Consider the following 10,287-nt stretch of genomic DNA (forward strand, 5'->3'; position numbering starts at 1 on the left):
CATGCGCGAGCTGGGGGTGAAAATGCTCACCGACGACGGGGACACCACCGCCGACCCGGCGGTGCTGCTGCGGGCGATGCAGTACGCCACCGAGTTTGGGATGTTTTTCGCCAGCCACTGCGAGGTGCCGGAGCTGGCCGGACCGCGCGCCCTGAACGAAGGGGTGATGAGCTACCGGCTCGGCATCAAGGGCTCGCCGGCGTGCGCCGAAGAAATCATCATCGACCGCGACATCCGCCTGGCCCGGGCGGCGGGCGCGCACGTGCACATCCAGCACGTGTCCAGCAAGCTCGGCATGGAAACCATTCGCTGGTGGAAATCCCGCGGCGATGTGAAGGTGACGGCGGAAGTGGCCCCGCACCACCTGATGTTCACCGACGAGCACATCGGCGACTACGACACGAACTACAAAATGAACCCGCCGCTGCGGACGCAGGCGGATTGTGATGCGCTGCTCGAAGGGCTCATCGACGGCGTATTCGACCTCATTGCCACCGACCACGCGCCGCACACGCCGTTCGAAAAAGCACAAGATTTTATCAGCGCGCCCAACGGCATCACGGGCCTGGATACGGCCCTGGTGTCGCTCTATCACCACTTCGTCGGGCCCGGAAAATTTGGGTGGGACGTGGTAGTGAAGCGCTATTCGGCGGAGCCCCGCCGCCTGATGGGCCTGCCGGTAGCCGCCATCGAAGTCGGCCAACAAGCCGAGTGTCTCTTGTTCGATACCGAAGCAGAAACGACCTTCACGCGGGAGTTCATGAAATCCAAATCCCAGAACACGCCCTTCATCGACCAGACGTTGAAAGGCCGGGTAGACCTGGTGATTTTAGGTACGGAAATCCTGCTGGAACGCTAGCCGCTCGTTGGGCTGAGACCGGTCTTTTTCAGGATTCGCCTCGGATTTTCGGGCTACCGCTTGTGCCGCAGTAGTAGATTTGTGGCCGTGGTAGGAGTTTCCAACCCAATGCCCGTTTTACGAGTAGCCAGAAAAGGAAACGGAGTCACCCACCATCCCTTGTGGTACGGTTTAGGCTATCCCGCCGATAATTATGACTGTATCATTGCCACCAATCAGGCTCGTTTTTCAGTGGATACTTATCGTCTTACCCTTAGCACCTTGAAAATAATTTACAAGCATAAGTTCAGAGCCATAAGTTTGACAATCAGAGCTATATTTAAAATAAACCGGCAAACGGATAGCCAATAAGTAAGCTTCTAACGTGGCACTTGACCAAGAAAAATCTAATTTCAACAGAAAAATGATAACTATTATTGAATTAAGTAAGTATACGTGCCCGCTATCATAGCCCTGACTAACTTTGTGCACATGAAACATTTTCTCCTTTTTATTGCCGCTTCTGCTCTGCTCGCTACTACTAGCTGCTCGAAAGACGACGTCAGCCCCGACGAAGCCAAAGAGGTTGCTCGCCTGAGCGGTAAGCCCGTACAAACCAGTGAGTTTGGGCAAACCAACTACGGAATCTACGACCCTAACCCCGATGAGCCGAACGGACGGGTATTGTTCCATTTCAAGCACACCGGCAAGCCGGCTTTGATGCAGGTAACCTACCGGCTCTACACGGGGTCAACCACCTACGAAAATTTGGGCGGCTTCTCCTACAAGCAGTTACAAACTGATGCGGACGAGCTAACGGGCATCGATAATCGCCCGCTTAAGCCCATTACCTACACTTCGGATTTGCGGGCTCGCATTTACCGCAACAATGCCTTCGTTGGGGAATGGAGTATTCAAACCGGGGACAAAATCCAAAACCCACTCGGCGACTAATCTTGGTTTCCCATTCCTGTTGCGCCAGATAACATCCGTTTTGCTTTCTATACTACCTCTTGCTGAAACAAGAATCACGCAGTACCGGCCAGCTTACCAGCACCGACTCGAAGCAGCGTTATCGGGGGCAAGAAGCTGACCGCAAAGCCCAAAGTAAAAAAGGTCTACCTATTAGTACCGCTTTACAGTGGTAACCGCAAAAAAACGGCCCTCTACAGTAAGAGGGCCGTTTTTCGTTGTTATGTTTCGTGGCTATAATTGAACCTGTTCAGTAACACAAGCAAAGCTATTAGCACTTGCCCAGCTTACAGCAGCAGGTAAAGGACTTTCCTGCCTAATTAACTAGCTGATTCCTCGCTTTTTGGAGCTTCATCAGCCTTTTTAAAGCGCTTGTAGAGAAACAGCTGCCACTTCTCTTCCGCCACGCCTGCTTTGTCCATTTCCGCGCGCGACAACGTGAAAAACAGATCGGACAGGCGGTTAATATAGGCGGGAATAGCTTCGTCGACCATATCGACGCGCATCAAGGTCACTAGCCGCCGCTCGCCGCGGCGCATTTGGGTACGCACCACGTGGCACAGGGCCGATATTTCGTTGCCACCGGGCAATAGGAAGTAATCGGAGGCGGAAGTCATCTGGCCTTCCAGCTCGTCAATCCACGCTTCGCAGAAACCGGCGCCGTCGGTAGGCATGGGGTTGGGGTTGACTTTCTTGGCATCGGAAGGCCGGGCTAGGTGCGACATCATGTCCATCATGTCTTTCTGAATCCGGTGCAGATTGGGCTGCCAGGCATGTTCCGCCCCCAATTTCACGCGCAGCAAGCCAAGGGTGGAATTCACTTCGTCGAGCGTGCCGAAGCACTCCACCCGCACGTCGTCTTTGTCGACGCGCGAGCCGCCGAACAGGCCAGTGTTACCCTTGTCGCCTTTTTTGGTGTAAATCTTCATGATTTTCCGCTTGGTGAGGTTAGTTATTTGATGGTAAGGGGCAAGCCGGAAACCATGAAAATGGCTTTATCCGCCCGCGCGGCAATGTACTGATTCATCCAACCCTGCAAATCGGTGAACTTGCGCCCGGCCTCGGTCGGGGCGTGCAGCCCCATCCCGATTTCGTTGCTGATAAAGAGCAGCGTGCAGTCTTGCTGTAGCAGTAAATCGAATTCCTGCTGAGCTAACGCCAAGGCTTGGTTTACCTGGTATTCTGTGTCGGTGAAGAAATTGGTGAGCCAGAGCGTTACGCAGTCCACCACCACGGTGCGGCCCGTGAGGTCGAGGCGGCTAAGGTGTTTTTCTTCTTCCATCGTGGTCCAGCGGGCGTCGCGGTCGGCTACGTGCCGGGCAATGCGCTGGCGATGGTCGTCGTCCCAGGCGCGGGAAGTGGCCAGGTACACGGGCGAGGAGCTGAGTTGCAGGGCTAGCTCCTGGGCGTAACGACTTTTGCCGGAGCGCTGCCCGCCGGAAATATAGTAGAGCATCTGATTCAGGTTTGAACCGGCCATCAAGCGGGAATTCGAGATGGCCGGTTACTGATTAAGTGCCAGCGGCCTAGAAAGTCAAAGTGTAGCGGGCGGCTACGTTGCGGCCGGGCAGGTTGTAGCCGCGCTTCTCGTAGTAATTCTCGTTGGTGAGGTTATTGACGTACAGGGTCAGGGCGTGCTGCTGCGCGTACGTGCCGGTCACCGAGAAGTCCATGGTCATGTACTCAGGGTAGAGGATCAGGGGCGAGTTTACGTCGGTGAAGTCGGTGTCGCGGCGGCGGCCGACGTAACGGCCACTCAGGCGCGCATTTAACCCCTTGAAGTTGTCGTACGACACGCCGAAGTTGTGACTGAAACGGGCCACGTTTTGAATGCCGCGGCGGGTTTCGGTACCGTCGGTGTTGTTGACCACGTCTTCGGCCTTCAGCATCCGGGTGCCGCCGGCATATACGCGCAACGAGTGCGCATACTCACTGGCTGCCCCGAAATCGTAGCCCACTTCCGCTTCGAGCCCATGAATCTGGCTGTCGTTGGCGTTGAAGTAGGTGGTGCGCGAGCGTACTATATAGCCTTCTGGAGTGGTTTCGCCGGTGGGGTTGATGGTGCGGGTCGTTATGCGGTCCTTTACTTTGGTTGAGAAGTACGTTACGTCGCCGGTCAACCCGATTTCGGGCTTATCGAAGCGCAAACCCGCATCCCAGGTCACACTATTTTCGTTTTTCAGATCCGGATTGCCTTGCGTAATAGCCGCTTGGTTGGCGGCGTTGATGGTTTGCGAGAACCCGGCCACGTTGTAAGCGTCGGGCGTTACGTAGGCCCGCCCGATGGTGCCGTGCACGCGCAACGGCTCCAGCACCCGGTACTGTGCCCCCAGGCTAGGGCTGAAAAAGGGGTTGGTTTCCTTGCCCGGCGTGAACGTAGTCAGTAGCGGCGTGCTTTTTACATCATAGGTGATAAAGTCGTAGCGCGCGCCCGGCGTCACAATCAGCTTCTCGTCTAGCAAGCTTAGCTGACCCTGCACGTAGAGGCCAGTGGTATTGAGCTCGTAGTTGGGATTAAAAGGCGCTAGCTCGGCACTGGTGGTGCTAAAGCGGTGCGAGCGGCTGGTGGCTTCGTTGTGGTCGATGCCCACCGTTAGCTGCTGCTGACCGAACTTGATAACGTCTTTCACCTGCACGCCTTTCCAGTAGTTTTTGCTTTGGAACGAGCGGTACGCGGGCGTGGTAGCCGGTAGCGTATTGTTGTTGTTGAACTCCCCCGACCCGTAGCCCCGCACAAACAACTGGTGATGCTCGTAGTCACCTACCGCGCTGAGTTCGAGATTCTGCCGCTCGATATCCTTGGTCGAAGGCCCGACGTTGCCGTAGAAGATGTCGTTGGGCGATTGCACGTTGCGAGCCACAAACCGCTCCACCCGGGCATCCACGTGCCAGTGCTCGGCCACCTGGTAGCCTACCCGCAACGCACCAGAGTAGTAGTTGAGCTTGGTGAAGCTGCGCCGCGTACCATCGCCGCGCTGGTCGTCGGTTTCTTCGGAGTGGCCGTCGGCGAAAGTTTTGGTGGCACTGCCCGCGTCAAGCCAGTTGCGGAACAAGCCTTTCTTGCCCAGCTTGTAGTCCTGCGCCCGGTCGAAGAGCCCGAACGAGAGGTCGAAATCCAGCTTATCGGTGACGTTGCCGCCGGTGGCGCCGCCGGCCCGGAACGTTTCGTAGCTGCCGTACTCGGTGTAGACCGAACTGCGCACCGGCCCGCGCGAGCGGCGCGTAATCACGTTTACCACGCCCCCCATGGCCTGCGAGCCATAAAGCGCCGAGGCCGGGCCTTTCAGCACTTCCACCCGCTCCACGCTGCCCAGGTCAAGCGTAGACAGGTTGGACGTACCCGCCGGCCGGCCATCCACCAGCAGCAACGCCCGCTGATTTAGCCCGCCGGTTTGGGGCCGAAACCCCCGAATGCCCACCCCCGACAGCAGCCCTGGATACTGAATGATATCTACCGAGGCATTTTTCTTCAACACATCCGTGAAGTCCAGCGCCTGAGTTTGCTGAATGTCTTGCCGGGAAATCACCTCGATCTGCTGCGGCACCTTGCGGCGCTCGGTAGTAGAGCGCGTCGCCGTTACCACCACCTCGGTAAGGTTTTGGCGCTTCAGCGTATCGGCCACCGCCTGGGCTTGCGCCGTATGGCCGACCCCGGTCAGCAGCGCGGTGCCCAGCAGCGGCAGCAGGCCATAAGTGGAAGCAGGATTGGCGAGTAAAAAACTGTTTTTCATTGCTTTAGCAATAAGGAAAATAAAAAGGGCGACCTGTTTCGGTAACTAGTGCCAGAATCAAACAGAATGATTTTCAGGAATCAGGCGCAGCGCTGCCAGCAGTGCGGCTATGGTTTGGTGCTGCTGCGTAGGCTGGCCAGCCAACTCACTAAGCCAGAAATCAGCTTCGGGTGTAGCAGGTGTGGTCACGCGCAGGGGCGCGGGGGCAGTGGTCGGCACGAAGCCTTCGCGCTCTAAGGCACGGCGCGTCCAAAAGGCGGCGGCGCCTTCACCCAGCAGCTGCACGGCCGGACCGGCGGGCGCGTGCAAGGCGAAAGTGCCGGTGGCCGGATCAAAAGCCAGCCCTTCACGCGCAAACGCCTCCGCGAACGTGCCGCTCAGTACTAGATCTTCGGGTGTGCCCGCATGCAGCGTACCCGTGGCCGAAAGCAGCCATACCCGGTCAGCGGCTTGCAAGGCCAAGTCCAGTTCGTGGGTGGAGAGCAGAATGGCCTTGCCGGTTTGACGGGCCAGGTTGTGCAGCAAGCGCATCAATGCTACGCGGTTCGGTAAGTCGAGGTGGGCGGTGGGCTCGTCGAGCAAAATTAGGGGCGTGTCTTGGGCCAGGGCACGGGCCAGCAGCACTTTCTGCCGCTCACCGTCGCTAAGTTCTCCTACCGGGCGGCGGGCAAAGCTGGTGGTATTGGTGGCAGCCAACGCGGCCAACACCTGCGCTTCGTCGTGGGCGGAAAGGCGACCTAGCCAGCCGGTATGCGGATGGCGGCCCAGACTTACTAGTTCCTCCACGGTCAGGTTGCCAGCATCCAGACGGTCAGTGAGCACCACGCTCAGTTGGCGGGCCCGTTCCGGAGCGCTCAAGTCCAGAATAGATGTACTCCCGAGAGTAAGGTGACCGCGCAGGGGTGGCTGCAAGCCCGCCAGGGTGCGCAGCAGCGTGGATTTGCCGGCTCCGTTGGGACCGAGCAAACACACCAGCTCGCCGGGCCACAGCGCCAGGCGTAGGTTTTCAGCCACCGCGTGGGGCGTTTTTCGGGAAGAGAAATAACCCACTGCCAGGTCGTCGGCGGCAAGCAGGGGCGCGGGCACTAACATAGATCAGGAAAACGACGAGCGAATATTCTGGCGCCTCAGCACCACCCACAGCACCACCGGCGCCCCTAGCAGCGAGGTTACCACGTTGATGGGCAGGGCCGTCTGGCTACCGGGCAGCTGGGCCAGGCAGTCGCAACCTAGCGTGAGGGCGGCGCCCACCAGGCAGGCTCCGGGCAGCAGCACGCGGTGGTCGGCGGTGCGCAGCAAGCCCCGGGTAAGGTGGGGCACCGCAATGCCCACGAAGCCGATAGGCCCGCAAAACGCCGTAATGGCACCCGCCAGCAAGCTCGTGCTCAGAATAAGCATCGTGCGCGAGCGTTTCACGGCCAGCCCCATACTGCGGGCGTAGTTTTCGCCGAGCAGCAAAGCATTCAAGGATTTAGCCGAAGCAAAGGCCAGGACCAGCCCCCCGGCTACTACGGTCGTCAGCACCATCAAGTGGCTGCCTACTACGCCGCCCAGCGAGCCAAACGTCCACAGCAAATAATCTTGAATTTGCTCGGGGGCACTGAAGTACTGCCACAAGCTGACAATGGCGCCAGTGACGCTGGCAATCATCAAGCCGACGATAAGCATGACCACGTTGTCGCGCAAGCGGGCCGAGAGCAGCAGCACCAGTGCCATAACCAAGGCCGCGCCGGTGGTAGCTGCCAGCACGAGCGCCCAACTGGCCGCCACGCCCAACGCCCGAATCGCAAATCCGCCCGCTACGCTGCCACTGGCCAGCATTACTGCCGCTACACCTAGTCCTGCGCCCGCCGTGAGGCCCAACGCTGAAGGCCCAGCCAACGGATTGCGAAAGAGCGTCTGCATCTGCAAGCCGCTCACCGCCAACCCACTGCCAACCACCAAGGCAGTAAGGGCCTTGGGTAGCCGGATCTGCCGGACAATAAACTCCCATGCCGGCGTATCGGTAGGCTGCCCGAGCAGAATGTCGACTACGGCGGGCAACGGAATCCGGACCGAGCCCAGGGCAATATCAAGCACGAAGCCCAGCGCCACCAGCCCTAATAGCACCAGCATCCAAACCGCCCGGCGCCGCTGCGCGGCTTGCGTGAGTGACTGTGCGACAGGCGTGGCCGTAGTTAGCGTAGCACTCACTTGAGTTGTTGGTAATAGCGCAACTGCCAGGTAGGCAGCAACTCGGGGTGCAGAATCTTGATCATGTCGGCCAGCACCAAATCGGGCCGCACCGCCCCGGATTCCCAATAGTCGTTGGAGCCCTCGGCGTTGGTACGGCGGTTGTTGTTGTAAACCCGGTTGTTTTTGAAGGGACCAAACGCGGCGTAACGGGCATCCTGTCCCACAATTTCGGCCTTGGCTTTGGCCGAGCCGGTTTGCAGCCAGTAGTCGGCCCTGAGGGCCACGGGGGCTACCGCCTCAAACGAAAGGGCCAGGCTACCGCTCGGAGCTTTCGCTTTCTCCCAGGGGTAAGTGGCCGCGGCGTCGCGCAGAAACTGCGTGAGGTAGCTGTCGGTATCGGGCACGTGCCAAACGTCCTTGAAGGGCATGCCTACTACCACCGTGGGCCGCTTGCTTACTTTCTTGGTGAGGGCCACCAAGCGGTTATACTCCTGCGCCACCTGGTTGAATTTCTGGTTTACCAGGTCTTCTTTGTTGAGCAGAGCGGCCATCACTTTCATCCATTCAGCGCGACCTAGCGGGGTGGTTTCCACCCACTCCGAGTTGATCATAACCGGTACGCCGGCCGCAGCCAGGGTTTGGAAGCGTGGCAGTCCCTCACCGGGCCAGCCGGTGGTCATCACGAGGTCTGGGTGCTGGGCAATAAGCTGTTCGTTGTTGAGCTCCTTGCCCTGGCCCACTTCCAGAACCTTGCCCGCGGCAATGCGCTGACGCACGCGCGGCGCCGTAACGTATTTAAAACTACCGAGCCCGACCAACAGGTCGTCGGCCCCCAGGAAGCCGGCCAGCGCCACGTGCATCGACGACAAGCCTACCAGCGTGCGAATCGGGGTTTCTATCACCTGAACCCCGGCAAAGCCCGCGGGGCGAGTACTCCCACGCGGGACCAGCAGGTAGCGCGTGGCCGTGGTTTTCTGCTCGAACGCGCTCAGGATGGTGAGCACCTTGTAGTTGCCGACGTAGTTTAAAGTGAAGCCCTTGGCGTACTGCACGCTGGTGCGGCCCCGCACCGTTGCCGCTGCTTTGGCGGCGGGTTTTGGCGCCGGCTTAGTTGCCGGACTCTGGCTGAAGCCTGCCACATGGCTAAGCAGAAGCAGCCCAAGGAGCCAACACGAAAAAAGAGAGGAGGTACCCCCGGCGCGGCCGGAGGAAAGCGGGGTCTGGGGCATGGTACAACGAGCCTTTCTGCCGAAAGCTGTGACTGTATGTTGCAAGTGGCAGGTCTTCTGACTTCCCCCACCGGTCGAAGGCCTTCCCATTCCTGGCGGAACAGTGGCGCGACGTATCGACCGGTTTTTGGTGGGGGTTACAGCAGCGGAGACTGTCCCGGATTTACACCGGATTCCCTTTTAAAGCCAGCCCGGAAAGTCCGAACTAACTACCCTTACTGAGGGCAAAGCTAACACGAAATAAGATAAAGCCTATTCGAGTAAAGAGACATGAGCATTAAATAGCCAGGTATAAGGCCGCTTTCTGGAAGGAAACCATGACTGATGTCTTGGTGCTTTATACTAACAATCAACAAGTTGTAGTTGACGTGACGGCAAAGGAGCCTACTTCGCGCCTGATTACCCGTCTTCATCACAATAGCTCGGCTTCAGTTGTTTTATAGTGCCTAAAACTGACACCTCTCCCCTAGTTCAAAAGGTGAGCCGCGCTTTACAGCAAGTGTTTATCCTGGTTTACTTTCAGCACTTGCCCGGCCGATAGCCATTCCTGCACGAAATCAACCCGATTAGCCACGGAGGTCAGCGGCAATTCTATGAGTTGAAAACCCAACCGCTCGTAGGTAGAGCATAGTGCTTTGTACAATTGCACCGCCTCGGCAAAGGTTTGCCAACGCTCGGCGTCATTGGCATAAATAGCTGGCCAGGGTGGTGCCATTAGCACCTCTTTGTGGTAAGAGTGCTGTTGCACCGCGTGGTAGTAAGCGTCGGCTACCGGCACGCCGCCTACTTCCAAATAGGCAATAATATCGGGGATGCCCCGGTCGAAAAACGTGGTGCCGCCGCGCTGCCGCGCCTGCTCATGCTGCGCTTTCATGCGGGCCAGGGCGAGTTCGGCGAAGCCTGCCAGGTTTTGCCAAGGCACTAAATCACTGCTCAGGGCCACTTGTTCCTGAATCAGCTCCCGCGACACTTCAGGAGCGCACGCGTAGCCTTGCTGGGCCAGCGCGGCTAAGAGGGTGGATTTACCGGCACCGGGCCCCCCGGAAATAAGGTAGTAAGACATGCAACGCAATTAACGAGGCGAAAGGTAGCCTCGATCAAAGAATTGGTCTAATTGTCATCTAGTTGCGCTGCAGTTGAGAAGAAAAGCTCTGATGAGAATAGTTGAACGAGTTTTTAACGGGTGCTGTCGCTGCCAGGCAACCGCTTTATGGTCGCCCGCCAGGACTACCAGCGGGGGTAGTGGCGCCCGGCGGCACTACCCCCGCTGGTAGTCCTGGCGGGCGACCATAAAGCGGTTGCCTGGCAGCGACAGCACCCGTTAAAAACTCGTTCAACTATT

The 10,287-nt window shown here is 58.3% G+C and carries 9 protein-coding genes and 1 riboswitch; of the genes, 2 read left to right on the plus strand and 7 right to left on the minus strand.

Annotated features, from left to right (window positions below; genetic code table 11):
- Together VF639_RS06295 and VF639_RS06300 are read left to right on the plus strand one after the other, a co-directional pair.
- The coding region (locus VF639_RS06295) for a dihydroorotase (protein WP_331145039.1) at positions 1–859 on the plus strand (859 nt) is incomplete at its 5' end.
- Between the two features lie 471 nt (positions 860–1,330).
- Positions 1,331–1,792 carry a hypothetical protein gene (locus VF639_RS06300; RefSeq protein WP_331145040.1) on the plus strand — a complete coding sequence of 154 codons (462 nt, stop codon included), beginning with the start codon at positions 1,331–1,333 and terminating at the stop codon, positions 1,790–1,792.
- Between the two features lie 338 nt (positions 1,793–2,130).
- On the opposite strand, the gene VF639_RS06305 is transcribed toward VF639_RS06300, so the two are convergent.
- The 7 genes from VF639_RS06305 to VF639_RS06335 all read right to left on the minus strand — a co-directional run bounded on the left by VF639_RS06305 (position 2,131) and on the right by VF639_RS06335 (position 10,008).
- Positions 2,131–2,739 (minus strand): cob(I)yrinic acid a,c-diamide adenosyltransferase, encoded by a 609-nt coding sequence (locus VF639_RS06305; RefSeq protein ID WP_331145041.1) that lies wholly within the window; start codon positions 2,737–2,739, stop codon positions 2,131–2,133.
- A 23-nt stretch (positions 2,740–2,762) separates the two neighbouring features.
- Complete coding sequence (locus VF639_RS06310) at positions 2,763–3,290, minus strand: bifunctional adenosylcobinamide kinase/adenosylcobinamide-phosphate guanylyltransferase (protein ID WP_331145042.1); 528 nt, start codon at positions 3,288–3,290, stop codon at positions 2,763–2,765.
- Positions 3,291–3,336: 46 nt separating this feature from the next.
- The gene (locus tag VF639_RS06315) at positions 3,337–5,541 is read right to left on the minus strand and encodes a TonB-dependent receptor (RefSeq protein WP_331145043.1); all 2,205 of its coding nucleotides are present in this window, start codon (positions 5,539–5,541) and stop codon (positions 3,337–3,339) included.
- Positions 5,542–5,598: 57 nt separating this feature from the next.
- Entirely contained in the window at positions 5,599–6,633 is a 1,035-nt protein-coding gene (locus VF639_RS06320; protein WP_331145044.1) for an ABC transporter ATP-binding protein, read from the minus strand.
- Between the two features lie 3 nt (positions 6,634–6,636).
- Complete coding sequence (locus tag VF639_RS06325) at positions 6,637–7,734, minus strand: FecCD family ABC transporter permease (RefSeq protein WP_331145045.1); 1,098 nt, start codon at positions 7,732–7,734, stop codon at positions 6,637–6,639.
- Positions 7,731–8,945, minus strand: a complete 1,215-nt coding sequence (locus VF639_RS06330) for an ABC transporter substrate-binding protein (RefSeq protein ID WP_331145046.1) — start codon at positions 8,943–8,945, stop codon at positions 7,731–7,733. The genes VF639_RS06325 and VF639_RS06330 overlap by 4 nt, the downstream gene beginning before the upstream one ends.
- Positions 8,946–8,975: 30 nt before the next feature.
- Positions 8,976–9,177, minus strand: a riboswitch (cobalamin riboswitch).
- A gap of 258 nt (positions 9,178–9,435) precedes the next feature.
- Entirely contained in the window at positions 9,436–10,008 is a 573-nt protein-coding gene (locus tag VF639_RS06335) for an AAA family ATPase (protein WP_331145047.1), read from the minus strand.
- Positions 10,009–10,287 lie beyond the last annotated feature (279 nt).

This window comes from Hymenobacter sp. (genome assembly GCF_036387835.1).
GTDB lineage: Bacteria > Bacteroidota > Bacteroidia > Cytophagales > Hymenobacteraceae > Hymenobacter.

Coding starts and splice junctions, on each gene's coding strand:
- VF639_RS06335 (WP_331145047.1), bottom strand. CDS start 10,008: ATGTCTTACTACCTTATTTCCGGGGGGCCCGGTGCCGGTAAATCCACC.
- VF639_RS06310 (WP_331145042.1), bottom strand. CDS start 3,290: ATGGCCGGTTCAAACCTGAATCAGATGCTCTACTATATTTCCGGCGGG.
- VF639_RS06315 (WP_331145043.1), bottom strand. CDS start 5,541: ATGAAAAACAGTTTTTTACTCGCCAATCCTGCTTCCACTTATGGCCTG.
- VF639_RS06305 (WP_331145041.1), bottom strand. CDS start 2,739: ATGAAGATTTACACCAAAAAAGGCGACAAGGGTAACACTGGCCTGTTC.
- VF639_RS06300 (WP_331145040.1), top strand. CDS start 1,331: ATGAAACATTTTCTCCTTTTTATTGCCGCTTCTGCTCTGCTCGCTACT.
- VF639_RS06330 (WP_331145046.1), bottom strand. CDS start 8,945: ATGCCCCAGACCCCGCTTTCCTCCGGCCGCGCCGGGGGTACCTCCTCT.
- VF639_RS06320 (WP_331145044.1), bottom strand. CDS start 6,633: ATGTTAGTGCCCGCGCCCCTGCTTGCCGCCGACGACCTGGCAGTGGGT.